The organism is Halalkalibacter flavus (assembly GCF_036663575.1).
In the GTDB taxonomy this organism is placed as follows: domain Bacteria; phylum Bacillota; class Bacilli; order Bacillales; family Bacillaceae_D; genus Halalkalibacter; species Halalkalibacter flavus.
The window spans coordinates 41831-66159 of record NZ_JAWRVK010000023.1; the positions used below are offsets into that span (position 1 = coordinate 41831).

The following is a 24329-nucleotide window of genomic DNA, read 5'->3' on the forward strand; positions in this document are numbered from 1 at the left end:
GGGGGAGCTCTGCAAGGCTAGTGAAAAAGGTTACTATTAGCCTTTTTCACTAGCCTTGCAGCTTCAATGTTTCGTCGGAAAAAGAATCAATTTCACCTGATCCTCTACCCATTATGTAATATCTTAAAAAACCTTCTATGAGTGGGTTTCTCATAGAAGGCGGCAACGTGCAAAGACATTGCTAGTATAGATCAACGTACTGATTATTAAGTGACTTTTCACCTTGTTCAGTATTCATTCTCTCTATTTTTAACCACTGTTTCTATTTCCACTTTGCATGTTCGACTTTTATGCAGCGATTCATGACTGTTTGAATTCCTTTTTCAGTTAACATATCGTATGCCTCTTCGTTTTCAAGCCCGAGCTGAGCCCAAAATGACTTAGCACCCACTTCAATCGTTTCACGTGCTACTTCCGGGAGAAATTCACTTCTTCTAAAAACATTAACAATATCAATGTCACCTTCAATTTCTTTAAGTGATTTAACTGCTTTCACCCCTAGTACTTCATCTGCTGTAGGATTGACTGGGATGATCTCATAGCCTGCTTTTTGCATCGCTTCTGACACCATGTATGACGTTCGCTCTGGGTTTGCTGACAGACCGACAACTGCAATTCGTTTGCTTTCTTGTAATAATTGCTTCACTTCTTCATTGCTCGGGTATTGAATAGCCATCTAAACACTCCTTTATTCTTTTTCACTCTCACATGTTTCCGCATGATCGGTTCATTTTCCTGCATAAACGAAAAGATAAATGTTTAATTTTGACAAAATAACAAAAAATAATACGTAATACATCGTTAAAGAGGGAGGTTGTTTGTCATGAAAAATCGTCCCACATGGCTTATGTTGCGCTCACATTTTTGGTTTATCCCGGCATTATATGGACTCATCTCAATCATACTCGCCTTCTTGAGCATTCTATTTGATCTGTATGTAAACAATGATGTTTTGCCTAGATTTTTTATCGTTGACATTGGTTTGGCACAGACTCTGTTAAGCACAATCGCTTCCTCTCTGTTAACAATGACAACCATTTCGTTTTCAACGATTATGGTCGTTCTTACAACCTACTTATCACAATTTTCTCCACGGACGATGCAAGATTTTTTAACAGATGACAACACACAGCGAATTCTTGGTGTTTTCATTGGCGGATTTGTGTATGCCTTAATTTTATTGTTGTTCATTCGAGAAACAAAGGAGCAAACGTTGTTTCTCTCGCCAACACTAGCTGTGTTGTATGCGATCGTTTGTGTAGGCTTTTTTGTATTTTTTGTACATCATGTAGGAAGATGGATTCAAGTGAGTAATTTAATTCATCATATTACGCGAAATACAATTGAATCGATTCATGCCAATTATGAAGATGAGATGATTGAAGCTGCAGATGAGCCATGGAAAGATTGGGAGAGTGAAGAACTGAATTTAGTTGAGCCTACTTACATTCATTCTGAGAAATCAGGGTATTTGCTTGTTGTTGAAATCGATAAATTAGTTGAGCGAGCAAGTGATGATGATATTATTATCAAAGTAGAAGTTGGACTTGGTGATTTTATTGAAAAAGGTTCAACCATCCTATCCTTTTGGGGGAATAAGAAAAGCAACGTAGATCAGGCTAGATATCAAGATTTGTTTCATGTAGGAGAAGAACGGGCGACTATTCAAGACATTGATTTTGGCCTTACCAAGCTTGTTGAAATTACTTTACGAGCGTTATCTCCAGGCACAAATGACCCGAATACAGCTATTAGCGGAATTCGAGCACTAGCTCGAATTCTGAAAGTGTTAGCAAAAAAGAACCTTCATCGTTCTTATTACAATGATAAATTCGAAAGCTTACGTGTCATCGTAAAACAGCGACATTTTGAAGACTATTTATATCGTTGCTACTACCAAATTAGGCATTACGGGATCGAGGATGTATCCGTTGTTGCAGCTATGATCGACTCCTTACAATTAATCGCCTCACAAAATGAGACAAGAATTAAAAAGATGGTATGGCAATTCTCTCGCTATATCCAGCAAGGAATCAAAAAAGAAGAGATATTGGAACTTGATCGTAAGTATTTAAATGAAAAAATCTATAAATTAGCCATTCAAACGGAACACGCGAATGATTACCATCCTTTATAAGTAAAAAAATACAAGTGCACAAAAAAGCCGTTATTTGCTCAAAGATTTTTTAAAAAGGGATGTGTTCTGAGCAATATAACGGCACTCCGTAGACCTTAAATCTCACTTTTTTATACTTAGAGGGTCTTAAGTTCACTACAGTTTATAAGAAGCTCCACTTAACCATTGCGCCCCATCAATGGTAATGCAATCTCCGTTAATATAACGGGCTTCTTCTGAGAAGAGAAACGCAGCGACTCCAGCTACTTCCTCTACTTTTCCAAATCGTTTTGCCGGAATTCCTTCGATGATTTTTTTATGAACACTTTCATTCTCTATCAGCTTATCGACTCCTCCAGTACCTTCAATTGGTCCTGGTGCAATTGCATTGACGCGAATTCCGTACTTGCTTCCCCATTCAACAGCGAGCGATCTTGTCATCGCTAATACACCAGCCTTAGCACTAGCAGAGTGAACAACACCTGGTCCTGCTGTCCAAGCGTAAGTTGCAACAATATTGATGATGCTCCCAGACTTTTTCTCTTTGATCCAGTCCTTTGCCACCGCTTGTGTGCAATACCATGTTCCATTTAAGACAATGTCAATAACAGAGTTCCAGCCGTTTAGTGATAACTGCTCTGCTGAGACGAGAAAATTTCCTGCTGCATTGTTGACCAGGTAGTCAACTGCTCCAAACTTCTCTTTCGTTTGACTTACCATCCATTGGACTTTTTTTGGGTCACGAACATCCATGACAACTGGTAACACCTGTCCATCAAACGTCTCAATTTTTTCTTTTGCACGTTCCAATTTTCCCTGGTCCCGCCCACTAATTGTCACAAAAGCACCTTGTTCTGCAAATCGTTTGGCCATTGCTTTTCCCATGCCATTGCTACCACCTGTCACAATAACTGCTTTTCCCTTCACAGTCTCTACCCCCTCTTGAATGAACATTCATTCACTTTCTATTTCATCTTACCATGTTCCTCTTATAGTTAGAACCCTTTTTACTCATTGCACTAATAGAAAAAAGACTCTTTTATGAAAAAAGGCACTGAAAAGATACAATCGACCTTTTTCAGTGCCTCAAAAAAGAAACCTTTTTCTTCTATTTAGTTACGTTCAACAATAAGTGCTGTTCCTTGACCGCCACCGATACAAAGCGTCGCTAAACCGCGCTTCGCATCTCTGCGTTGCATTTCATGTAACAATGTTACTAACACACGTGTACCAGAAGCACCTACAGGGTGACCTAACGCAATCGCACCACCGTTTACATTGACCTTTTCAGGGTCTAAACCAAGATCTTTTACGACAGCTAATGATTGTGCAGCAAACGCTTCGTTAGCTTCGATTAAATCTAAATCTTCCACTGTTAATCCAGCACGCTCTAACGCTTGTTTTGTTGCTGGTACAGGTCCATATCCCATAATTTTTGGATCAAGTCCTGCATTTCCGTACGATTTAATTGTCGCTAATGGCTCAAGTCCAAGCTCTTCCGCTTTTTCTTTTGCCATTAAGATTACCATCGCTGCTCCATCGTTAATTCCTGATGCATTCCCCGCAGTAACCGTACCATCCTTCTTAAAGGCAGGACGAAGCTTAGCAAGCTTTTCGATAGTTAGACCATGCTTTGGATGCTCGTCTGTATCAACTACAATTGGCTCCCCTCTTCTTTGCGGGATTTCAACTGGGACGATTTCATCTTTAAATCGACCCTCTTTTTGTGCTTTTTCTGCCTTATGTTGGCTATGTAGGGCAAACTCATCTTGCGATTCTCTGCTTAATTCCCATTGTTCTGCAATGTTTTCAGCAGTAATACCCATATGAAAATCATTGAATTTGTCTGTTAAGGCATCGTGAATCATTGTATCAATTAACTGGCCATGTCCCATACGTTGACCCCAACGTGCATTTGGTAGAACATAAGGAGCGTTACTCATGCTCTCAATTCCACCAGCTAAAACCACATCTGCATCGCCTAATGCAATAAATTGTGCTCCCATACTGACCGTACGAAGACCTGAACCACATAATTTATTAATCGCTGTAGCTGGTGTAGTTTCTGGTAAGCCGGCATTAATAGCAACTTGACGTGCTACGTTTTGGCCAAGACCAGCTGACAAGATGTTTCCAATTAGTACTTCATCAACTAATTCTGGAGCAATATTTGCTCGTTTGATTGCTTCTTTTGTTGCGACAACCCCTAAATCAACTGCTGATACACTCGCTAATGAACCTCCGAATGTCCCAACTGGCGTACGTACTGCACTAACAATGACTACTTCTCTCATCTTTACTCCTCCTGCGATAAAAAAATGTATTCGTTTTACTTACACATACTTAATTCGACCAAAACATTTCAATTCCTTCAAAAAAATACAATTTTTCAGAAAGAATATGTTTTATTTTGTGGAGGAGGGGGAAAAGAATAAGTTATGACCTTGTCAGTTGCCCTGCTGATCTATTGTAAATATTATAAAAACCTTCTATGAGTGGCTTTCTCATAGAAGGTTTGCAAAGAGCAGAGCTTGTTCTTCATTGTAGATTTTTACGATTTATTTAAATTAAGTATTTTCTCAATAAATAAATCATGCGCTCGTGAGACAAATTCATGTTTCCCTTTTATAATAGATAGTTTTCGTGTGAACCTCTGATTTGCAATATCGATTTCTTTCAGCTCACCTAATTCTAATTCCTTCCTTACAGTTAAGCGTGAGATCATCGCTATACCAAGTCCTGCAGAAACCGCCTCTTTGATTCCTTGGCTGCTACTAAAGACAAAGGATCGCTTCATTTGTAATTCTAAATGCTGAATCAATTGGTTACTAAACGCCCTTGTTCCGGACCCACTTTCTCTTAATATCCATACTTGATTTTGTAATAAATCAGGGGTTACTACACTGACTTGTGCTAATGGATGGGAACTTGAAGCAATAATAATCATCTCATCATCCATGAACGGGACAGCTTCTACTTCCTGCTCGCTAACTTCTCCTTCAATTAAGCTAATATCTAATTCATTTGTCCGTGTTTTCTCCATAACTTCTTCTGTATTTCCAACCATGACTTCAACATTAACCTTTGGGTGATCGTTCGCATATTCAGCAAGGACTCTTGGGAGGATGTATTCCCCTATCGTAAAACTAGCTCCAATTTTGATCGTACCTTGAACAATATGCTGTTGATCGGCAATTTCCTGCTTTGCTTCTTCAAAAAGAGATAACATTTGTCTTGCCTTTATATAAAACATCTCTCCTGCTGCTGTTACTTTTACTTGTTTCGGTGATCGAATAAACAACGTTGTTTCTAATTCACTCTCTAGATTGCGAATATGAAGACTAACATTTGGCTGTGATAAATTTAGAACCTTTGCCGCTTTTGAAAAATGCTTTAACTCTACAACAGTGACAAATATTTTTAAATGATCGATATGCATAATAAACTCCTCAAGTTTCATTTCTTTTTATTTTATCATATTTTTTTCAAATGATCAGATCCTCCTATATTTGATTTGCTTATGATCAATTGGCACCTGCTTTATTTTTCATTTAATGGTCCCCTGCCCAATCAAATTCAGCACCTCATCATACAGTGTAGTATAGCAACTCAAAAAGGAGGTATTCCACATGGGTTACTACGGCACAGGTAGCGGATTTGCGTTAATCGTTGTGCTTTTCATCCTACTAGTTATTGTAGGAGTTGCTTTTGTTAAATAAAAAAAATCACAAATACAGATACAGATGAGGCCATTGAAAAAGGTCAAAACCGTACCTTTTTCAATGGCCTCTTAAACTTTTCTACTATTCAATTAAATGATATAATCTACTAACTTCATTTTGGAAAGGGTTAATATTATGCAATCATTTATATCAAAAGAAGACGGAATTTTCCCATCGGTCTGTTCTTTAGATTGTCCTGATCAGTGTGGACTATTAGTACATAAAAAAGCGGGAAAAATTGTCAAGATTGAGGGTGATCCTAATCACCCTGTTACACAAGGAGCGATTTGCAACAAAGTTCGACATATGACAGAACGTCTCTATGATCCGAAGCGACTGACGACTCCGCTAAAACGTGTCGGTGCTAAAGGCGAAGGAACCTTTACTCCTATTTCTTGGGAGGAAGCCATCGTAATCATTGCTTCAAACTGGCGAAAATTAATTGAAATTGAAGGACCTGAGTCAATCCTTCCTTACAGCTTCTATGGAAATATGGGAAACATTAATGCAGAAGGAATGGATCGCCGCTTCTTTCATCGACTAGGTGCCAGTCAGCTTGACCGGACCATCTGCCAAGCTGCAGGGTCTGTAGGCTATCGCTATACGATGGGTGGAGCATATGGAACAGACCCTGAGGAAACAACGGAAACGAAACTTTTTATTTTTTGGGGGATTAATGCTGTAAGTACAAACATGCACCAAATGATGTTGGCTCAAAAAGCTCGAAAAAATGGGGCGAAAATCATCGTCATTGATGTTCATAAAAATCAAACAGGCAAAATGGCTGATTGGTTTATTCCGATTGTTCCAGGTACTGATAGCGCGCTAGCTCTTGGAATGATGCATATTCTTTTTAAAGAAAAGTTAGTTAATGAACCATTTATGAAAGAATACACGGTTGGGTATCAACAATTAGAAGAGCATGTAAAACAATATGATCCTGAAACGGTTTCTGTGATTACTGGCGTACCAGTCGATGACATTTATAAATTATCTCGTATGTACGCAACGACTTCTCCCTCCCTTATTCGTATCGGGAATGGGTTACAGCACCACGATAATGGTGGGATGATTGTGCGGACGATTTCATGTTTGCCAGCCCTTACAGGAGCATGGCTTGAAAAAGGCGGTGGTGCGCTTAAATCAAATTCAGGATTTTTGTCACACAATTCGGCAGCATTGCAGCGACCAGATCTACTTAAAGATAAGCAAACTCGCGTGTTTAACATGAACGAACTAGGAAAAGCGTTACTAGAAACAACTCCTCCTGTAAGGTCACTTTTTATTTATAATTGCAACCCTGCAGTCGTCACACCTGATAGTAACAAAGTGCGAGAAGGGTTAGCACGCGAGGATTTGTTTACCGTTGTTCATGACTTATTTTTAACAGAAACAGCGACATTTGCAGACGTAGTATTACCAGCAACTTCAGCTTTTGAGAACACTGATTTCTATACGTCTTATTGGCATCACTACATTCATATGCAAAAGCCTATTGTAGAACCCTTTGGAGATAGTAAGTCAAACACTGAAGTATTTCGCTTGTTAGCAAGATCCATGGGCTTTACAGACGATACCTTACAAGACTCAGACGAAGAATTAGTTCGTCAAGCTGTCCATCATCCAGAGAATCCTTTCTTAAAAGATGTACAGTTTGATGAATTAGATGAAAAGCTGTATATCAAAGCAGATCGAAAGTCATTTTCTTTACTCAACCTTACTACTCCAAGTCGTAAAATTGAACTTTATTCAGAAACTATGATCAAAGATGGATATCCTGGGTTACCGACGCACATACCTTTGGTTGATGACGGAGAGTTTCCTTTTCTATTTGTTCCTGGCCCGAATCATAATTTCTTAAATTCCACGTTTTCAAATAACGATAAGCACATAACGTTAGAAAAAGAACCTAAAGTTCATATAAGTCAATTGGATGCACAAAATCTCGGAATTGAAGACGGTGACATGATTCGAATCTGGAACAATCAAGGCGAATGTGAATTAATGGCCGCAGTAGGAGAAAATGTTCTTCCTGGTGTTCTTGTCAGTCAAGGTTTATGGGCTGATATGCCTGGGAAGAAGCAACTTGTCAATGCGTTAACACCTGACCGTCTATCCGATATGGGCGGAGGGGCTACTTTCTTTTCAGGTCGTGTTGCTTGTTCGAAAGAGTTATCCTAGAAATCTAGTAATACTACTTTTTTGTCATATTAATCACTTACATTCATATACTTGGACAAAGCGTATATAAAATAATAATTAAAACAATGAACGGTGGTGCTTAAATTGAAGATTATTTCATGGTATGCGCACAAGGAAAACAAGAATGAAAAACAAGAAGATCAAAAAGTAGTAGCAAAGACTTCTTTAAAGGACCTCTTTAAGGCAAAGAAAAATGATCAATCCGAATAAGTAACAAAATAATGAGTAACAGCAACCTTCTATTCTTCCATTGGATTGGTTTCTGTTACTCTTTTTACTTTCAAAACCCAAGTGTAAGGGTTATCGCACAGGGCTGCTTTTGCCCTTGTGCGATAACCCTTCTTCTATTTAAATTTTCTTCGATCCAATTCAAACTGCCCGGTTAAATAAACAATTACCCCTTTTCTCCCTAGAGACTGGATGGATTTAATCTTTCTTAATACTCGATCCGCATGTCCTCTTTGTTCAATTATGCGTAAGACTTCTTTGACCGTTGCTTTTTGGTTTGTTGCAGGAGAAACCAATATGTCTTCCTGAACAATCCCAAATCGTTCCTCTAAGTAGTTTTCAATCAAAGAAAATCACACCTTTCTTCTTAAAATCCAATTTATAGTAAAAAATTGACATTTCATTCGGTACTTTTTCAAATCTTATACCTCACATGGTCGTCCCTTCAAACCTTTCGTCAGAATATTTCTCATTAAAATAATCGCTTATTTCAATAATTAGACAAAAATAGAACAACACAAGTATTAAAACTAATCTAACCTTTTTAGTGCTTGTATGAAGAAGCAAAGGTTCTGCACGTTGCTTTAATTACACTAAAAAAAGCTACTAACTTTTTTATCTGTTAGTAGCTCCATTCTATTCAAGCTATTCGACAATGTGACAAAATACAGTAAATGTAATAAAATTTACATTTCATCGTCCCTAATTCTTTTAATAGGAGATCCCCACTCTCATGACCATACGTATCATTCACCTTTTTAAATCCATCCAAATCGATAAACATTGTCACAAGAGAATGATTAGGACGCTTCGATCGTGCTAATGCTTTTTTAATTGGATGTCTAGAAGCTTTCTATTCGGTAATTCAGTTAAATCATTATTGTAAGCAAGTTGTCTTAATTGTTCTTCACGTATTTTTTTGTTCAGTAATAATACAGGCAGTTTTTAGTAACATCTCTTTTGCTAGGCGAATATAGTAACCGTGACACTAAGCCTGTTATAGGGGAGATATAAAATGACTATTGCCATACATCAGGGAAATAATCTCGAGTTGGAACGATCAGATATCAATATTGTTATTGACGTCATACGTGCATTCACAGTAGCTCATTATGCCTTTTTAGGAGGAGTGAGAAACATACTACTTGTTGAGTCGACTGACGAGGCAAAAGCATTGAAAAAAACACATCCACATTACCTTCTAGCTGGGGAAGAACACGGCATTGCGATAAGAGGATTTGACTTAAGTAACTCTCCTAAACAAATTTCACAGGAAAGGTTGAATGATACAACTCTTGTTCAAAAAACAACAAATGGTGTTAAAGCAACGCTACACTCTTTAAATACGAAACACCTCTTTGTTACTGGCTTTTCAAACGCAAAATGTACAGCCGAATATGTTAGGAAGTTATATTCATTAGCCGATAAGAAGCTCCTCATTAATATCATTGCTTCTCATCCTACCGGAGATGATGATTTAGCCTGTGCAGAGTATATAAAAAACGTAATTTTAGGATCGAATACGATCACCGCCACAGAAGTGATAACTAGAATTATTCACTCACATGTTTCACAGAAATTTTTTGATGAAACAAATTCAGATTTTGATCCTGAGGATATAAGCTTTTGCTCTAAGGAGCACAACAGCTATTTCATTATGGAAGTGAACAAAAACAGAAAAATACCAGTGATTGAGAGGAAAAACGTATGAATGTCACATCAACTTCTGGATTAATTCTTCCAGAAAGACAAGTAAAGCCGAGAACAAAAGGACTCACTGTGTTAATTGATAACGGGTTATCGTTACATGCATTTCAAGACGTCATCACTAGCTCACCTGAATTGATCGACTTTGTTAAATTTGGCTGGGGTACGTCTCTCATAACGAAACAACTTCAAGAGAAAATAAATTGTTTAATGGACCATAGCATTTATTATTTTTTTGGCGGAACTCTTTTTGAGAAGTTTCTAAGTCAAAATAAAATTGATCAATATTATGATTATTGTAAAATGTACAACTGTAGATACATTGAGATCTCTAACGGAACGATCGATCTTTCAAATAAAGAAAAAGCAAAATATATATCTGAGTTCTCAGCAGACTTTCATGTTTTTAGTGAGGTAGGTAGTAAAGACTCTGAAAAATCCGATAACTGCTGCACATCTGAATGGGTTGAACAGTTACACGAGGATTTGGATGCAGGAGCAATAAAAGTAATGACAGAAGCCAGAGAAAGTGGTACAAGTGGTATTTGTCAAAGCAATGGAGACATGCGCTATCACGTTATTGAAGAGATACTTGCCTCTTCCATTAATAAGGAGGATATTATTTTTGAAGCCCCAACGAAAAAGATGCAAACATTCTTCATACAACTACTCGGTTCAAATGTGAACTTAGCAAATATCCCTTTTACCGACACCATTTCATTGGAAACTCTTCGATTAGGGTTACGCTCTGATACGTTTAATTTATTTGATAAGAAGGAGTTAGAAAAATGAGAGAGACAAACAAATTGTTTCACCTCGCGATCCCGTGTAAGGAGTTAGATGAAACAGTAGAATTTTATGAGAAATTAGGCTGTAAATTGGCAAGAAGGTATGACGACCGGGTTACTTTTAATTTTTTTGGAGATCAATTGGTATGTCATTTGAATCCAAATGACATTGACTTATCACCAAAAATGTACCCACGACATTTTGGACTCACCCTTATTAATAAGGAAGAATTTGATCAACTTCTTGAACGAGCAAAAACGAACGCTCTCCCGTTCTATTTGGAGCCAACTACTCGCTTTGAAGGAAAGCAAGAGGAACATATCATGTTCTTTTTAATTGATCCTGCCAATAACCTTTTGGAATTTAAATATTATCATGATATTGAAATGGTTTACTAATGGGTTTATCCCAAAAGGCTTTTGACCTTTTGGGATAAACCGCCTTACAACATCAAATGACATAAAAGTATGTAACACCTAGAATTATTGAAATTGGTTAGGTGTTTGATTCATTTGATTCGTATTCATATGATTCATACTATGTGTCATTGGTTGCATAGAAGTAGATTGCATGGAATGCATAGATTGAGTTTGAGATAAGCGCTGATTTTCTTGTATTAACTGGTTACACATGTGAGAAAGTTGTTGAATTTGTTGACCTGCCATCCCTTCATGCTGAGCAATCTGTTGAAGCTGGCTAGTAATTTGTTTTAATTGAGAAGCATGTTGTTGTTCCATTTGCTGCATTTGGTGCAGCATCTGCTGTAATTGCCCTGTCATTGATGACATGTTCATGGATGTCATTGAACTCATTTGATTCGGTTGTTGAAACATAGTTTCATTCCTCCTAAAGGTTTAATGTTATTGGTACAAAAGTAAATTAACCTTGAATGGAATGAAATATGTGTGAAATTCCAGTTTTTTTTCACAAGACAACTATAGCTTCACAATTGTCCTTCCACGAACGCTGCCAGCAACAATTTTGTCCAACACTTCTGGTAATTGGTCTAGTGAAACTTCTGTAACAACTTCATTATTTAAATGTACTGGTTTTAAATCAGTTGCTAAGCGATCCCATACCTTTACTCGTGTGTTCATTGGACAATAAACGGAATCAATTCCTAACCAATTTACTCCTCTTAAAATGAATGGAAACACTGTCGCCTCGACCTTCGTTCCACCCGTTAACCCACTATTAGCAACAGAACCGCCGTACTTCAGTGACGCAAGAACAAATTCCAGCGTTTTTCCTCCGACAGGATCAACCGCAGCCGAAAAGAGCTGCTTTCGTAACACTTTTTTATCTTCGGCAATTAAATCATTACGGTGAAGAACCGTTGATGCTCCTAATTGACGTAAATAGTCGTGTTCCTCTTCTTTTCCTGTACTTGCAGTAACTTCATAACCTAACTTAGCTAACATATCTACAGCAAGACTCCCAACACCACCAGTTGCTCCTGTTACAAGTACTGGTCCCTGATCAGGAGTTAAGCCATTTTCCTCTAAACGTTGAATCGATAAAGCTGCAGTAAATCCTGCCGTCCCTATGGTCATGGCTTCTTTAAGAGTTAATCCTTCTGGGAGAGGCACGACCCATTCAGCTGGAACACGTGCTAGTTCGCTAAAACCCCCATGATGAGAAACCCCTAATTCATAACTTGTTACAATGACCTCGTCTCCTTCAGAAAACCGTTCATCTTCGGACTCAAGCACTGTCCCCGCCAAGTCTATTCCTGGAATAAGAGGATATGATTGAATAATTTGATTTGGAATCGTGGCCAATCCGTCTTTAAAATTTACACTTGAGTACTGAACTTGAATCGTCACATTTCCTGTATGTAAATCAAATGTCGATAACTGCTTTACTTCCATTTTTGTTTTTCCGTCTACTATATCTAAAACAAATGCTTGAAACTGACTTTTCACATCATTCATCCTCTCTTGTCTTGTCTCGTTTATTTAAATAATCCTACTGCTATAAGAATTACTTCTGTAACAGCACTGGCGTTTCCTTCCACTTCTTTTGACAAATTAATGGCTTGGACAAGACTGAAGATCAATTTCAATCTACAATAATAATAAAAGGAAAATGCTTTGCCTATGATTTGCATTTAAATAGTCTTTGAAGCGCAGAGTATAAGTAGGAATGAAGAAAGGATGATGTTTGTTGGTAGCCGTCATATTTGATCTGGAACTCATCAAACGATTTAGAAAAGGTCAGCCTAGTGAAATCGTTGAAATTGGGGCATGTAAAGTACACCTTGGGAAAAAAGAAATCATTGACCAGTTCCAGCTCTATATTTTACCAAAACGAGGTCATATCTCTAAAAGCACAAGAAAGTTCATTAAAATGAAAGAAGAGGATGTAGATAAAGCCGTATCATTCGAGGAGGCTATTCGGCAATTTGCTAACTGGCTTGGTGATGACTATTATTTATGTTCATGGGGAAAAGACGACAAAGCACATTTTATTAATCAAGCTGCTCAAAACAAGATAAACCTAGATTGGCTACGAAATTACAATGACATCCAAAAGCCGATCGGAAAATTAATAACTCAAAACCCAAACAATCAATTAGGATTAAAAAATGCTTTAAAAATTGCAGGAATCGAACCAAAAGGGAAAGCACACCGAGGGATTGATGATGCGATAAATACAGCCGAACTTTTTATTAAGTTTATTGATAGAATTGAGTTACAAGAAAATACATTGTCCGAAAAAGAAATCCTTAACCAATATAAAAAATATAAGCGATCTAGGTTTCGCCATACAGACCAAAGACAAAATAAGAAGGAACGCACGACTGCCTTACACTCGTCTAATAAACCGACTTAATACGTCTACATTCTTTATTTAGTAAAGGAGGAGTGGTGTGACAGCTATATTTGAACGAGGATCTTATGTAAACGACGCACTCTTTCTTTCTCCTGTCCATATAACAACGTTAGTTCTTTTCGCTGTGCTCGTTTTTTTGCTTTTTTTATTCCGGCATTCCCCTTTTTTAAGGAAATATGGTCGCTGGATTCTTATTGTCACTTTAATCTTATCTGAAATAAGCATCATAAAATGGAGTATTTCTGTAGGGCTTTGGGATATTCGGTTCAACTTACCTTTACAACTATGTACAATAAGCCTCTATTTGTGTATATTTATGCTCATCACGAAGAGGCGCTTTGTATTTGAAATTGTTTATTTTTTTGGTTTGGCAGGGGCTTTGCAAGCACTCATCACACCTGAATTATTTTACACATTTCCTCACTTTCGCTATCTACACTTTTTCATAGCCCATTTTGCTATTATCTTAGCCATCCTATATATGGTATGGGTAGAAGGAGCAAGCATTACACTTAGATCCGTCTTTAAATCATTTATTGTATTAAACCTATTTGCCCTTATCGCACTCTTTATTAATATCGCAACGGGGGCCAATTATATGTTTCTTGCTCGGAAACCGCAAAACCCGAGCATTCTTGACTTCTTAGGACCATACCCTTGGTATATTCTTTCCCTTGAAGTTATTGCTTTGGTGATGTTTCTTCTCCTCTATCTTCCGTTTTTAATTAAACAAAAGCGTTTCAAGTAAGCTTGAATGTTCTTTGTTTTAGTGTGGAGAAGATTCAATCTCTTCAGTATAAAGAGGAACGACTTCCCCTCTTCCAATATAGGTAAATACAGTAATAAAAGCTAAAAAAGAAATTATTAGTAGTACAGAACATAATCGTTTCATTTCGTGTCTTTTCCTTTCAATTTTAGTGCAGGTCACTTTTGGTCCTAACCATACGAGCGGTAGCTAATGCTGGATACGTGCGAATCACTTCACTCTCTTCTATCCATACATCGACTATATCCCCCTCTTTAATCTGATCAATCTCTATAGCACGTAAATTTTCATCAAATAGTGACGCCTCTCTTATATCAACGTAAATGTTATTACAAAGTAACAACCAATGGTCTTCTACATTACATACTTCGCTTGATAAGTTTGCTTTTTCTTTCACTAAAGATTCTAAACTGACTTGCTTCTTTTTTTGGGGAAAATACGGACTAAAAAAAGAGATCCATGCCTTTTTCGTTAACGGTAACATCACCTTTTCACCTACCTACTTTTTATAATAAAACGATCTATTTCTACAATTCGTTTCACCCAAAAAAGAAGGAGGTGACTCAAAAGGCTCAATTCCCCTTTTCGTCACCTCCATGTTCAATCCCTTTTACATAACGTAATCTAGTTCAATGCAAGGATATATTAGATAAATCAAACTGATAGTCATTCATATATCTCTGTACGAGGCTTGCTTCTTGCTCAGATAGTCCTTGTAACGCTTCACCGCAAACGATAGCTGGACCATATAGAGCTTTAACTTCATTGTTCTTTACTTGTACACCATCTTGGTGACAAACGAAGCTATATTTCTTTTCTCCTAATGTGAAACTAAGAATTTTTGCCTCACCATGAAAATAAGTTTGTGGATCCGTCTCTAAAGCTATTACTGAACTCTCTTCCCTTGGATGCATTTCAACTATACGCATTCGCTATTTCACTCCAACTAAAGATTGTGTCAATAGTCTTGCCAAAAAAGCTAAGATCCAACCATCTTCACCTAAAACTTATATAATCTGCGGTATTTTTCTTCCAGGTAACGAACAAGCGGCTTAGAGTCAATGCCTCCACCTGTAATATCTTTAATAATCTCAGCTGGTTTTTTCATTTTTCCATGTTGGTGAACTTTATTCGTTAACCATTCACGAATTGGAGCAAACTCACCTTCTTTCACCAATTGATCAAAGTTAGGTAAATCTTTCTCCATCGCTTCTTTTATTTGGGCTGAATAAATATATCCAAGAGCATATGATGGGAAGTAGCCAAATGCCCCAAACGACCAATGTACATCCTGAAGAACACCCTCGGCATCATGAGAAGGACGGATACCTAAATACTCCTCCATTTTGTCGTTCCAAGCTTGTGGAAGTTCAGCAACCGTAATCTTATCTTCCATAAGAGCTTTTTCAAGTTCATAACGTAAAATGATATGTAAACAGTAAGTTAGCTCATCACTTTCAATTCGGATTAGAGATTGCTTTGCTTGATTCACAGCAAAATAGAAATTCTCTAATGATACATTATCAAATTGACCAGATGAATGGCTCTTTAGTAAGTCATAGTTGCGCTCCCAGAATCCAAAATTCTTCCCAACGAATTTCTCCCAGAATAGCGATTGCGATTCATGAATTCCCATTGATGTTCCATCAGCAAGCGGCGTTCCGATTAATTCCTGTGAAATATTTTGCTCATATAAAGCATGACCGCCTTCATGTATCGTTCCGAATAACGCTACACGAAAATCATTTTCATTGTATTTAGTCGTTACACGAACATCATTAGGATTAATCCCAATTGCAAACGGATGAACGGTCTCATCTAAACGACCAGCTTCAAAATCATAGCCAATTTCTTTTAAAATATCTAGGCTTAATGCTTGTTGATTTTCTTTAGGGAATTTCTTGAAGAGAAAATCTGTTCTTGGCTGATGAGATGACTCCATCACTCCTTTTACTAACGGAATCAGTTGGTCACGCAACTCTCCAAACACTTTGTCAATTGTATCAACAAACACACCTGGCTCATAATCATCTAACAATGTGTTATATGGGTGACCTTCGTAACCCCAATAACCAACAAATTTCTTTTTGAATTCCACTAATTTTTCTAAGTTGGGACGGAACAATTCAAAGTCAGCCTTATCTTTTGCCTCTTCCCACAATGACTCAGACTGAGACTGCAGCATGACATATTCTTTAAATTCATCTTTCGGGATTTTCGCATTTCGTTCATATGTCTTATAGCACTCATCAACTGTCTTCTTTGTAATTTCCGATAACTCACTATATGTACTTTCCTCGCGTAATGCTTTTAAGTAATTGCCCATTTCTTCTGAAGTGGACAATGCAAATACTTCTGATGACAATGTACCGATCACTTCTGATCGTTGTGATACCCCTTTTTTCGGAGCACCTGTACGTGAATCCCAAGCTAATAGAGCAAGCGCTTGCCCGTAGTCCTCCATTTTCTTTACATACTGCCTAAATTCTGACTCAAGATTTTGTATTTGTTCTGTCATATTTGGATGTCCCACCTTTACTCAAATATTTAAATTCATCCTTAGTCATTTCGCTATACGAATAAGTTTATCCTGCACGATAAATCAAATTATAGAAAAATGACGACTGCTATGATATTGTTTTTACGAGGAGGGAAAACCATTGCATGTAACGATTACAGATTCAGCCGTAACATTATATATAAAGGAAATACCGCTAAAACAAGGGGATTCACTTAGACTTTTTGTAAGAGTAGGAGGTATCGGATCTGGTGGGTTTTCTGTAGGTGTAATAAAAGCAGATCCAACCCCAACATCATATAAGATCAAAAAAAATGGGATCACTTTTTTTGTAACTGAAGATGACTTTTGGTATTTGGATGGGATGACGATTGACTATGACGAAGACTTAGGGTATTTACATTTTTCAAATCCTAAATTCGAACAACTTGATCATCCTGAAAATATATAAAAAGGAAAAAGGACGTTCCTAGTAGGGCGTCCTTTTATTGATTGCTCATACTTATTCTTTTGCTTCCTTCAGTTGATGATCTGCTTTGGCTATCAGCTCTTGCGACATTTCAAAAAAAGCTTGATCAACACCAGTTTGATGTGCCATGGCTCTTTGAAGCTGCGCTTTCGCATCATTTAACGCATTTGTTGCAGCCTCAAGCTGCTCCTCATCCATACTTCTTGTTGCTTTACCAACCATATGTTCTGCAGACAGTACAGACATCTCTACTTGTTTTATGTCGTTAAATCCCGTTTGATTATAATGTTCTGACATAGCATATTCTCCCTTCAACTAAATGACAATCTTCAATTTCAGGTTGTCCATATCTTACAAAATCATACTTTTTACTGGAGTAAGAAAAAAATTTGAAATGAGGAGAATATTTTATTCTTTTGCGGACATCATAATAACCGAGGAGCAGTTATTGCTTCTCACACACCATTCACCACTTATCAATTCGACGATTGATCAACTCTAATGAGGTGGTTGCGTTGTACACAGTCCAAATATTTCAAACATGTTCTTTGTAACATAAAATGAAATGAGGTGTCTGTGAAAGACAATAATCGTTAAGGCCGCAGAGAGTTACTAAATAGTATGTGAACGATTTTATCAACCTTTAATGAGGTGATAGCGTTGAACAGGATCCAGAAATTTCAAGAGTGTTATTTATAACATAAATGAAATGAGGGGTGTCTGTGAAAGACAATAATCGTTACGACCGCATAGGGTACTACTAGTAAAGCTTTTCGATTCTCAAATGTTTGAGGTGATTCTATTGTACACATTCCAGAATTTTCAAGAATGTTATTTATAACATAAATGAAACGAGGGGTGTCTATGGAACGTAATAATCGATACGGCCGCAGAGAATAAAGAAAGTAAGGTGTTTGGTTTGAAGGGATGACCATCAATTGCGTTGGTCATCCCTTCTTTTTTTATTTCTTTAACACATAAAAAGAGAAGAAAGTCATAGACTTTCTCCTCTAACGTACCATTACCTAAACTCAAGAATCATATTTCATAGTACAATCTGGTTCGAACGAGAACTTGTCACTAAAGATATTTATATCTCCTGTGACTTGAATCGTGAAATCTCCTATTGTATATGTCAACATCAACTTGATGGGATATGGTTTTAGGAGGTTAAGCTTTCTCTAACCTCAATAATAGAATGGACTTAGCTTAGCTTTTTATTCTTTTCAAATCTTCCCAATACAGTACGTGAAATTTCCCCCCAATATTCTACCCTCGGACTTTTGACGTTTTCATTAGATAAACTTTCCTTTGATGAAACTTAAGTCAGTAAACAGCCTGTATTGGTCTAATGTTTAAGAAAAGGGACATTTAAACAATCATTTTTATAAAAACCTCATATATCAATTATAAGAAATCTCGCGTTGAGGTGATATAACATTGGGTAGAAAGTATTGGTATCGACGAGAAAGTAAACTGTATAAAAACCAACTTTTCATCAAAAATAAGCACCTAACCTCGCACGTGCCCGAAACATATAAATTTAGTAAATTTTCTTTTTGGAAAATGCTTCATAAACATCAAGAAGTGATTGTCAAACCTTTAATTGGCTTCGGAGGTAAAAATGTAATTAAAATTTCCAAATTAAATGAGAAAGTATTCGAGGTTCATAATGGTCGCAATAAGAAGGTAATAAAAGAGAGGAAAAACCTTGAACTTTATTTACACAAAATGAAAAAAGGAAAGCATCCATACATCGTTCAATACTTCATCCCATTAGCAAGTGTAAACAAAAAGCCAATTGACTTTCGTTATATCGTTCAGCGAAAAGGAATGAATTCAGACTGGGTAATAACAGGTAAATATGCAAAAATAGCAAGAGCTGGATTGGTCACTACAAATTTGAAAAAAGGGGCCCGTGTGGTTACTGTGAAAAAAGCTCTTGAAAAGTCTAATATTAAAAATTCAAACGTAAACAAACTCATTGCCGATTTAGACTCGGTCGCATTAAACGCTGTAAAAAGTTTAACTACTTCCTTTCCCAAACGAACAATTTGGGGAATCGACCTTGCCGTTGATAAAAGTGGAAAAGTCTGGATCATTGAAGCAAACTCTTTACCTGGCATTAGAGGATTTCGTAAATTAAGTGATTTACGTATGTATCGAACGATTAAGAAGTATAAAGCTTATAATAACGATTAGTTTCTAAATTCTAAAAGAGTCTCATTATAAGAATAGGATAGTGAGGAATTTCCTCTCCTATCCTCTTTTGTTTCTATTCATTTAGGGTGAATAGCGTCTAATGGTCGGTTTACTAGCGCCATTGATAAACGTTGGAGAGCACAAAAGCAATCAAAATTAACCTCTATACAATAATCCGTTTCCTCTAAACGAGCCGTTTCACAGATCGATTTTGCTATACAGCCATTTTCGTCAATGGGACGTAACAACGATAATTTTCCACAACAAGCTGTATTGCAAATAAATTCAATTTTAAAATACTCGTCTAAAAAGCACCCAAAGCAATCACCTTCCACATCTCCAACATTTCCAAAAGCTTTGAGTGGTGAGAAATCTTTTCTATATAAGATGATTGGTATAATAATTTTATCATAAGAACATTCATGTTTATTTTGTAACCTTTCGATTTTGATTGCTGAATTGTATATACAGTTCGTTAGATTAACACATTCCTTTACCTTTTAATGTTATGATACTCTTCATCAAATTCTTGTTTTAAATAATCTTCAAATATCTTGGTATAGCCACCAATGCTAATATTAGCTACAAACCCTTGCTTTGCAATACAAGGAGATATTGCAGTTAAGTTCCAATTTCCCTCTCCATCTTTTTGTACATGCAATCGCAAATGAGTTGCCATCCACTCTTCGTATTTGATTCTATAAACGCTTGTGCAAGGTAAGTCATGTTATTTATTAAGGAAGTTATAAAATCTTTAAATTCTGCTGAATTCATTAAAACTGTATTGTTTTTATCTTGTTGAATGAAAAATGTTTCTTCAGTTTCCTTAACATAGTTAATATTTTGTTCGTAAAGTGGCTTTAAAACAATGTCCTTATAGTTGTAGAAAACCAATCTTCTCCTTTAAGTGCTTGATATCGATACAATTCACATAATACATCTGATGCACATCAGGAAATTCACTTCGTTGCAACAAAAACTTCTTTCTTTTTGTTAAAAGAACAGTCAAATAGCCCACTCCGTTCTGCTGAATTGATTGCTTCCCTGCTTGAACCAGATTTATTTGTTTCAATGAACACAATTGTCCGCATGATCTCAACTCCCGTAAACGTTCCCCCAAAAAAACCATATAGAAATTAATTTGTCCTATTCTTAGTAGGGGCCTCCAAAAGTGAATGGTCAATTCTTTTTCAGGAGTAACAGCTGAAATTGAATATAGTTTAAATAATTTTGATTTAGTCCCCTCTGCAAATAAATTAACTAGTCAAACTAAACTTTAGTGTTAAAAGGTCACTTTTCACCTTTTGGTAACCTCTTAAAATTGTTTTACAATTCAATTCAAAAAAGAGAATTTTCATTAATAAATTTGATTATTATTGATGATACCTACTCTTGTTTTCGTATTACTCTTTAATCCTAATAATTTTTTTATTAATCTTTTTATACTTTTTGAAATGTCTATTCTACTAAGAGGTGATAAATTGGACAAAACCTCAAGATAATAGACTAAACTAGGCATAGCTTGACCGCATATACTATTTTAGGTGATGTCTATGAAAAAAACTTTAATTGGTATTATGGTTCACAATCCAAAGCCTATAACGGCATTGGAAGGAGCAAAAGATTTAAATGTCGACTTGTTAGTATTTCGGCCTCGAGGAATTAAATGGTCGAAGAAACAGATTCGCGGACTTCTTTTCAGAAATGGGAGATGGAAATGGAAAACATGTTCCTTTCCTAAAGCAGTCTACAACCGATGTTACTCGGCTAACAGAACTACAGTTAACAAGCTAGAAAGGCTTATTGGAATAGGAAGAGTATTTAATTGTAAAACCAGATTTGATAAGTGGGAAATTCACAACGCATTAGAAGACAGCGCAGCTTGTCATAATGTACCAGAAACTCATCTGTATTCCTCAAGCAACCTATCATCATTAATGGAAAAATACGACAAACTGATCCTCAAACCAAGTATTGGCCAGTTAGGTCGTGGTGTTTATTTGGTTGTACGAACAAATAATGATTACAGATTATACTCTAATGTGTACCCACAAAGAAATACAACGAATGAACAGAATTCTATTAAAGAAGTCAATGGATTAATCGAGAGACTTTTCGATCTATCAAATAGCAGTACAAGAGCCAAGACATTATTATCATCCTTATTAGCACCTTTAAAAGAAGAGGGTTTGAGCTTAAATACGGAAACAGAAATGGAAACGTTAAATAAACAAGACTTTAAAAAAGAGTTTCTTGAATTAATTAATAATGACAGATTACATTCAAAAATTTATACAACAAATAAACATGATTTTGTGAGAGGAGTAAATAAGCTAATCGCTAATAAGAGGTATTTAATTCAACAGTTTATTCCTTTAGACCGAATCGATCAAAAGATTTACGATGTCCGTGTGTACGTGCAGAAAAATCATCATGGTCAATGGACGACTTCCGGAGGATTTAGCCGAGTGGGGACGGTCGATTCTTACCTTACTAATCTCTCTACTGAGTTAAGAAGCATCGATGATATGCAGAAGGGAAAGAACTTGCTTTCAACAACTAATCTAAAAGACATGGAAGACGTCAGTATACAAACCGCCAAAGCTATCGAAAGAAAGCTTGGTCATTTAGGGGAAATGAGTGTAGATTTTGGAATCGATCATCTAGGCAAACCGTGGATTATCGAAGTAAACGGTAGAACACAGAAGAAGTTCGTTAAGCATATAAAGGACGAACAACTTACGAGAACCGTCTATTTAAAGCCGTTACAATATGCCCTTTTTCTAACTAAATTGCCTCCTAAGAAATGAAAAAAGCTCTAGGTCACCTTATCTCTACAGCCAGCTCGAATTGTACCTTTTTACTAGTTTAAATATCCAGACAAAATGAGGGAAGAGGCATAATCTATAACACAAAGGATGAAAGGAGGTTTACGAATGGGCGTAGCAGCATTTTGTTTAGTTACTGTACAGATAACAGCAATAGGTGGGGTTGTACTTCCCGATCCGATCACAGTATTTGCAGAAGCAGCATTTCCCGAAGTGAATGGGTTCGTTACTATTGAAGTTCTTGGTGTGCCTTTAACAATTCCTTGTCCAACTGTAGATTTAGTAGAAACAATCACAGTAGAAGGTATTGGTGAAGTTACTCTTTTAATTCAGGCTCAACCTGCAAATAATGCGTAGTAAAAGCATCAAAAAGGGTCACACGAAAACCACTGTTTTTGATTCTAGAATTGCTATATTAAGATCAGGAAGAGAAACTTCTTATCAATAGACAACTCCTTGAATTTAAGGAGTTGTTTTTTTATTCGGCTTAGAATTACGGTTCTTAACTATCCTAAAATATTTTTTTATATTTGTACTTGTTCAAATTGAGCCCCATCAAGCCATGTCACGTATAGCATATTGCTAATTAACGAATTTTAATGAGAACCTCACAACTCATTCTTCTATTACCTTGGTTTTAAAACATTTATATCCCCTATTATAAGCCTTTTTTTACTAGCACGTCCCTTTTACCTAAGCAGTTTAGGAAAACTCACATACAATAATTAATAGGTTAGCTACAAAAGTTAACACCTCCAATTTTAGCGTCTTAATAGGCGCTTTTTTTATACCCATAGATCCTACCCAAGACTCTATGTAACTGAATAACCCTTTTGTATAGGTTACATTTTAAATTGGACAAAAAAGCATCTTCACCAATTATTATGATTAACCCTGAACCTGATATCAATTTAACTTAAATAAAGTATGAATATAGTTCCTTCTTCTTTTGCTTAGCTACAATTCAGTTTTTAAAGAATTACTTGATATCACTAGTGTTGCATTAATCTAATCCAACTCTTAAGAATACTCAAAATGTTCAATTATTATATTTTTTGCATAAAAAAAGTCCTTTATAATGGATAAGTCAGGTGGTAATCCCGTCCAAATCCAATAATAAAGGAACATACGCATGGATAAGATTACACGAAAAACTTCATTTGGACAATGGTTTTCACCAATAAATCTTCAACTATTTGAAGAACAGGTGAAAACATTGAAATTAGATTTCTATACAAAGAAACTTACGACGGAATCATTTTTAAAATTATTACTCTACGCACAGCTCGAAGAAGTTGAAAGTCTTCATGCGTTGAGTGATTGTCTTTTCAATGACCAGCTTCAAAAAGGAATCAACCTTGATTCGATCAGTATTTCTCAGCTATCACGACGATTAAATGGCATGAATCCAGATTTATTTCAAAGGCTTTTCCTGGATTTAGTTGCACAAATTCATGCCAAAACACACTACACCAAACTAGTCATGCCGTTAAAAATCATTGATTCAAGCACATTGCCACTCAATTTGACCAATCATAAGTGGGCACAATTCCGAAAAACAAAAGCCGGGGTAAAGCTACATTTGCGCCTTGTGTTTATGGAAAAAGGGATTTCCTATCCTGAAAAGGCTGTGCTAACAACGGCAAAGGAACATGATCGTGGTCAACTAGAAATCATGGTCGATGACAAGGAATGCATGTATGTGTTTGACCGTGGCTACCTAGACTATGAACGCTTTGACCGTATGACAGATGACGGTTACTTTTTTCTATCTAGACTCCGTAAAAACGCAGTCATACGAGAAGTTTACGATTTTAAACTACCCGAGAATTCGACTGTTCTGTCCGATCAAATGGTGTTGATTGGTACAACTCAAAACCGCACGGAGAACTACTTTCGTCTTCTAAGAGTGATTGATTCAAAAGGAAATGAACTTCAGTTACTGAC

At 36.6% G+C, this 24329-nt stretch carries 29 protein-coding genes and 1 pseudogene; 14 read left to right on the plus strand and 16 right to left on the minus strand.

Annotated features, from left to right (window positions below; all coding sequences use genetic code 11):
* Positions 1 to 262 precede the first annotated feature (262 nt).
* Entirely contained in the window at positions 263 to 676 is a 414-nt protein-coding gene (locus SAY88_RS15410) for a CoA-binding protein (protein WP_332632801.1), read from the minus strand.
* A gap of 147 nt (positions 677 to 823) precedes the next feature.
* On the opposite strand from SAY88_RS15410, the gene SAY88_RS15415 reads away from it, so the two are divergent.
* On the plus strand, positions 824 to 2137 hold the full coding sequence (locus SAY88_RS15415) for a DUF2254 domain-containing protein (RefSeq protein WP_332632803.1): 1314 nt from the start codon (positions 824 to 826) through the stop codon (positions 2135 to 2137).
* A gap of 135 nt (positions 2138 to 2272) precedes the next feature.
* Here the strand turns inward: SAY88_RS15415 and fadH are convergent, their stop codons facing one another.
* The 3 genes from fadH to SAY88_RS15430 form a co-directional block, all read right to left on the minus strand.
* Positions 2273 to 3043, minus strand: a complete 771-nt coding sequence (gene fadH / locus SAY88_RS15420; RefSeq protein ID WP_332632805.1) for a 2,4-dienoyl-CoA reductase — start codon at positions 3041 to 3043, stop codon at positions 2273 to 2275.
* Between the two features lie 185 nt (positions 3044 to 3228).
* Positions 3229 to 4410, minus strand: coding sequence for an acetyl-CoA C-acetyltransferase (locus SAY88_RS15425; protein WP_332632807.1), 1182 nt, complete (start codon positions 4408 to 4410; stop codon positions 3229 to 3231).
* Positions 4411 to 4667: 257 nt separating this feature from the next.
* Positions 4668 to 5555 (minus strand): LysR family transcriptional regulator, encoded by an 888-nt coding sequence (locus tag SAY88_RS15430; protein WP_332632809.1) that lies wholly within the window; start codon positions 5553 to 5555, stop codon positions 4668 to 4670.
* Between the two features lie 190 nt (positions 5556 to 5745).
* On the opposite strand from SAY88_RS15430, the gene SAY88_RS15435 reads away from it, so the two are divergent.
* The 3 genes from SAY88_RS15435 to SAY88_RS15445 all read left to right on the plus strand — a co-directional run bounded on the left by SAY88_RS15435 (position 5746) and on the right by SAY88_RS15445 (position 8250).
* Positions 5746 to 5835, plus strand: a complete 90-nt coding sequence (locus tag SAY88_RS15435; RefSeq protein WP_332632811.1) for a YjcZ family sporulation protein — start codon at positions 5746 to 5748, stop codon at positions 5833 to 5835.
* Positions 5836 to 5973: 138 nt separating this feature from the next.
* Positions 5974 to 8019 (plus strand): molybdopterin oxidoreductase family protein, encoded by a 2046-nt coding sequence (locus SAY88_RS15440; RefSeq protein WP_332632813.1) that lies wholly within the window; start codon positions 5974 to 5976, stop codon positions 8017 to 8019.
* Positions 8020 to 8124: 105 nt separating this feature from the next.
* A complete protein-coding gene (locus tag SAY88_RS15445; protein ID WP_332632815.1) occupies positions 8125 to 8250 on the plus strand; it encodes a hypothetical protein in 126 nt (41 codons plus the stop codon).
* A gap of 134 nt (positions 8251 to 8384) precedes the next feature.
* Here the strand turns inward: SAY88_RS15445 and SAY88_RS15450 are convergent, their stop codons facing one another.
* Together SAY88_RS15450 and SAY88_RS26040 are read right to left on the minus strand one after the other, a co-directional pair.
* The gene (locus SAY88_RS15450; protein WP_332632817.1) at positions 8385 to 8615 is read right to left on the minus strand and encodes a hypothetical protein; all 231 of its coding nucleotides are present in this window, start codon (positions 8613 to 8615) and stop codon (positions 8385 to 8387) included.
* Positions 8616 to 8908: 293 nt separating this feature from the next.
* Positions 8909 to 9052 carry a diguanylate cyclase domain-containing protein gene (locus SAY88_RS26040; RefSeq protein WP_431308881.1) on the minus strand — a complete coding sequence of 48 codons (144 nt, stop codon included), beginning with the start codon at positions 9050 to 9052 and terminating at the stop codon, positions 8909 to 8911.
* Between the two features lie 231 nt (positions 9053 to 9283).
* Between SAY88_RS26040 and SAY88_RS15455 the strand changes: the two genes are divergently transcribed.
* Genes SAY88_RS15455 through SAY88_RS15465 form a run of 3 tightly spaced genes read left to right on the plus strand, consistent with a single transcriptional unit; the run spans position 9284 to position 11162 of the window.
* Positions 9284 to 9979 carry a 2-phosphosulfolactate phosphatase gene (locus tag SAY88_RS15455; protein ID WP_332632819.1) on the plus strand — a complete coding sequence of 232 codons (696 nt, stop codon included), beginning with the start codon at positions 9284 to 9286 and terminating at the stop codon, positions 9977 to 9979.
* Positions 9976 to 10767, plus strand: a complete 792-nt coding sequence (locus SAY88_RS15460; protein ID WP_332632821.1) for a phosphosulfolactate synthase — start codon at positions 9976 to 9978, stop codon at positions 10765 to 10767. The genes SAY88_RS15455 and SAY88_RS15460 overlap by 4 nt, the downstream gene beginning before the upstream one ends.
* Complete coding sequence (locus tag SAY88_RS15465; RefSeq protein WP_332632823.1) at positions 10764 to 11162, plus strand: VOC family protein; 399 nt, start codon at positions 10764 to 10766, stop codon at positions 11160 to 11162. Before SAY88_RS15460 ends, SAY88_RS15465 begins: the two co-directional genes overlap by 4 nt.
* Positions 11163 to 11246: 84 nt before the next feature.
* Here the strand turns inward: SAY88_RS15465 and SAY88_RS15470 are convergent, their stop codons facing one another.
* Complete coding sequence (locus tag SAY88_RS15470; RefSeq protein WP_332632825.1) at positions 11247 to 11597, minus strand: hypothetical protein; 351 nt, start codon at positions 11595 to 11597, stop codon at positions 11247 to 11249.
* Positions 11598 to 11699: 102 nt separating this feature from the next.
* Positions 11700 to 12698 (minus strand): NADPH:quinone oxidoreductase family protein, encoded by a 999-nt coding sequence (locus tag SAY88_RS15475; protein WP_332632826.1) that lies wholly within the window; start codon positions 12696 to 12698, stop codon positions 11700 to 11702.
* Positions 12699 to 12930: 232 nt separating this feature from the next.
* Here SAY88_RS15475 and SAY88_RS15480 point away from each other — a divergent pair, with 232 nt between their 5' ends.
* A complete protein-coding gene (locus SAY88_RS15480; protein ID WP_332632827.1) occupies positions 12931 to 13599 on the plus strand; it encodes a 3'-5' exonuclease in 669 nt (222 codons plus the stop codon).
* Between the two features lie 37 nt (positions 13600 to 13636).
* Positions 13637 to 14347: a YwaF family protein gene (locus SAY88_RS15485; RefSeq protein ID WP_332632829.1), complete on the plus strand. Its 711-nt coding sequence runs from the start codon at positions 13637 to 13639 to the stop codon at positions 14345 to 14347.
* Between the two features lie 18 nt (positions 14348 to 14365).
* On the opposite strand, the gene SAY88_RS15490 is transcribed toward SAY88_RS15485, so the two are convergent.
* From SAY88_RS15490 to SAY88_RS15505, 4 genes are all read right to left on the minus strand, one after another.
* Entirely contained in the window at positions 14366 to 14491 is a 126-nt protein-coding gene (locus SAY88_RS15490; RefSeq protein WP_332632830.1) for a hypothetical protein, read from the minus strand.
* Positions 14492 to 14513: 22 nt separating this feature from the next.
* Positions 14514 to 14849: a hypothetical protein gene (locus tag SAY88_RS15495; protein ID WP_332632832.1), complete on the minus strand. Its 336-nt coding sequence runs from the start codon at positions 14847 to 14849 to the stop codon at positions 14514 to 14516.
* A 145-nt stretch (positions 14850 to 14994) separates the two neighbouring features.
* A complete protein-coding gene (locus SAY88_RS15500; protein WP_332632834.1) occupies positions 14995 to 15294 on the minus strand; it encodes a hypothetical protein in 300 nt (99 codons plus the stop codon).
* 71 nt (positions 15295 to 15365) lie between these two features.
* A complete protein-coding gene (locus SAY88_RS15505; RefSeq protein WP_332632836.1) occupies positions 15366 to 16883 on the minus strand; it encodes a carboxypeptidase M32 in 1518 nt (505 codons plus the stop codon).
* 142 nt (positions 16884 to 17025) lie between these two features.
* On the opposite strand from SAY88_RS15505, the gene SAY88_RS15510 reads away from it, so the two are divergent.
* A complete protein-coding gene (locus SAY88_RS15510) occupies positions 17026 to 17334 on the plus strand; it encodes a HesB/YadR/YfhF family protein (protein ID WP_332632838.1) in 309 nt (102 codons plus the stop codon).
* Positions 17335 to 17385: 51 nt separating this feature from the next.
* Here the strand turns inward: SAY88_RS15510 and SAY88_RS15515 are convergent, their stop codons facing one another.
* On the minus strand, positions 17386 to 17649 hold the full coding sequence (locus SAY88_RS15515; protein WP_332632839.1) for a DUF2564 family protein: 264 nt from the start codon (positions 17647 to 17649) through the stop codon (positions 17386 to 17388).
* Positions 17650 to 18792: 1143 nt separating this feature from the next.
* Here SAY88_RS15515 and SAY88_RS15520 point away from each other — a divergent pair.
* Entirely contained in the window at positions 18793 to 19554 is a 762-nt protein-coding gene (locus SAY88_RS15520) for a YheC/YheD family protein (protein ID WP_332632841.1), read from the plus strand.
* Positions 19555 to 19631: 77 nt separating this feature from the next.
* Here the strand turns inward: SAY88_RS15520 and SAY88_RS26045 are convergent.
* The 3 genes and pseudogenes from SAY88_RS26045 to SAY88_RS15530 form a co-directional block, all read right to left on the minus strand.
* Positions 19632 to 20024 (minus strand): annotated as a pseudogene (locus tag SAY88_RS26045) (CotY/CotZ family spore coat protein); the annotation flags it as partial.
* A gap of 23 nt (positions 20025 to 20047) precedes the next feature.
* Positions 20048 to 20233 (minus strand): YheC/YheD family protein, encoded by a 186-nt coding sequence (locus SAY88_RS15525; RefSeq protein ID WP_332632843.1) that lies wholly within the window; start codon positions 20231 to 20233, stop codon positions 20048 to 20050.
* A gap of 280 nt (positions 20234 to 20513) precedes the next feature.
* Positions 20514 to 20645, minus strand: coding sequence for a hypothetical protein (locus tag SAY88_RS15530; RefSeq protein WP_431308882.1), 132 nt, complete (start codon positions 20643 to 20645; stop codon positions 20514 to 20516).
* Positions 20646 to 21107: 462 nt separating this feature from the next.
* On the opposite strand from SAY88_RS15530, the gene SAY88_RS15535 reads away from it, so the two are divergent.
* From SAY88_RS15535 to SAY88_RS15545, 3 genes are all read left to right on the plus strand, one after another.
* Positions 21108 to 22364 carry a YheC/YheD family endospore coat-associated protein gene (locus tag SAY88_RS15535; protein WP_332632845.1) on the plus strand — a complete coding sequence of 419 codons (1257 nt, stop codon included), beginning with the start codon at positions 21108 to 21110 and terminating at the stop codon, positions 22362 to 22364.
* 126 nt (positions 22365 to 22490) lie between these two features.
* Positions 22491 to 22739, plus strand: a complete 249-nt coding sequence (locus tag SAY88_RS15540; RefSeq protein WP_332632847.1) for a hypothetical protein — start codon at positions 22491 to 22493, stop codon at positions 22737 to 22739.
* Positions 22740 to 23514: 775 nt separating this feature from the next.
* On the plus strand, positions 23515 to 24329 hold an 815-nt coding region (locus SAY88_RS15545), incomplete at its 3' end, for an IS4 family transposase (protein ID WP_332632849.1).

Bases quoted from the DNA above. Each gene is read 5' to 3' on its own strand.
- SAY88_RS15410 (WP_332632801.1), bottom strand. From the start codon at position 676: ATGGCTATTCAATACCCGAGCAATGAAGAAGTGAAGCAATTATTACAA.
- SAY88_RS15415 (WP_332632803.1), top strand. From the start codon at position 824: ATGAAAAATCGTCCCACATGGCTTATGTTGCGCTCACATTTTTGGTTT.
- SAY88_RS15425 (WP_332632807.1), bottom strand. From the start codon at position 4,410: ATGAGAGAAGTAGTCATTGTTAGTGCAGTACGTACGCCAGTTGGGACA.
- SAY88_RS15430 (WP_332632809.1), bottom strand. From the start codon at position 5,555: ATGCATATCGATCATTTAAAAATATTTGTCACTGTTGTAGAGTTAAAG.
- SAY88_RS15435 (WP_332632811.1), top strand. From the start codon at position 5,746: ATGGGTTACTACGGCACAGGTAGCGGATTTGCGTTAATCGTTGTGCTT.
- SAY88_RS15440 (WP_332632813.1), top strand. From the start codon at position 5,974: ATGCAATCATTTATATCAAAAGAAGACGGAATTTTCCCATCGGTCTGT.
- SAY88_RS26040 (WP_431308881.1), bottom strand. From the start codon at position 9,052: ATGTTTATCGATTTGGATGGATTTAAAAAGGTGAATGATACGTATGGT.
- SAY88_RS15455 (WP_332632819.1), top strand. From the start codon at position 9,284: ATGACTATTGCCATACATCAGGGAAATAATCTCGAGTTGGAACGATCA.
- SAY88_RS15460 (WP_332632821.1), top strand. From the start codon at position 9,976: ATGAATGTCACATCAACTTCTGGATTAATTCTTCCAGAAAGACAAGTA.
- SAY88_RS15465 (WP_332632823.1), top strand. From the start codon at position 10,764: ATGAGAGAGACAAACAAATTGTTTCACCTCGCGATCCCGTGTAAGGAG.
- SAY88_RS15470 (WP_332632825.1), bottom strand. From the start codon at position 11,597: ATGTTTCAACAACCGAATCAAATGAGTTCAATGACATCCATGAACATG.
- SAY88_RS15475 (WP_332632826.1), bottom strand. From the start codon at position 12,698: ATGAATGATGTGAAAAGTCAGTTTCAAGCATTTGTTTTAGATATAGTA.
- SAY88_RS15490 (WP_332632830.1), bottom strand. From the start codon at position 14,491: ATGAAACGATTATGTTCTGTACTACTAATAATTTCTTTTTTAGCTTTT.
- SAY88_RS15495 (WP_332632832.1), bottom strand. From the start codon at position 14,849: ATGTTACCGTTAACGAAAAAGGCATGGATCTCTTTTTTTAGTCCGTAT.
- SAY88_RS15500 (WP_332632834.1), bottom strand. From the start codon at position 15,294: ATGCGTATAGTTGAAATGCATCCAAGGGAAGAGAGTTCAGTAATAGCT.
- SAY88_RS15505 (WP_332632836.1), bottom strand. From the start codon at position 16,883: ATGACAGAACAAATACAAAATCTTGAGTCAGAATTTAGGCAGTATGTA.
- SAY88_RS15515 (WP_332632839.1), bottom strand. From the start codon at position 17,649: ATGTCAGAACATTATAATCAAACGGGATTTAACGACATAAAACAAGTA.
- SAY88_RS15525 (WP_332632843.1), bottom strand. From the start codon at position 20,233: ATGGCAACTCATTTGCGATTGCATGTACAAAAAGATGGAGAGGGAAAT.
- SAY88_RS15530 (WP_431308882.1), bottom strand. From the start codon at position 20,645: ATGCGGACAATTGTGTTCATTGAAACAAATAAATCTGGTTCAAGCAGG.
- SAY88_RS15535 (WP_332632845.1), top strand. From the start codon at position 21,108: ATGAAAAAAACTTTAATTGGTATTATGGTTCACAATCCAAAGCCTATA.
- SAY88_RS15540 (WP_332632847.1), top strand. From the start codon at position 22,491: ATGGGCGTAGCAGCATTTTGTTTAGTTACTGTACAGATAACAGCAATA.